Source organism: Pantoea sp. PNT03 (genome assembly GCF_014852515.1).
GTDB classification, from domain to species: Bacteria; Pseudomonadota; Gammaproteobacteria; order Enterobacterales; family Enterobacteriaceae; genus Pantoea; species Pantoea leporis.
On the sequence record NZ_JACVBT010000033.1, the window covers coordinates 1 to 247 of the forward strand.

Annotated in this window: 1 rRNA gene; it reads left to right on the forward strand. The window is 53.8% G+C overall.

Annotated elements, in window-relative coordinates:
- Positions 1 to 230, forward strand: a 23S ribosomal RNA gene (locus IB226_RS23145); the annotation flags it as partial.
- Positions 231 to 247 lie beyond the last annotated feature (17 nt).

Here is a 247-nt window from a genome sequence, read left to right on the forward strand (position 1 = left end):
ACGCACCACTGGTGTTCGGGTTGTCATGCCAATGGCACTGCCCGGTAGCTAAGTGCGGAAAAGATAAGTGCTGAAAGCATCTAAGCACGAAACTTGCCCCGAGATGAGTTCTCCCTGACTCCTTGAGGGTCCTGAAGGGACGTTGAAGACTACGACGTTGATAGGCCGGGTGTGTAAGCGCAGCGATGCGTTGAGCTAACCGGTACTAATGACCCGTGAGGCTTAACCTTACAACGCCAGAGGCGTT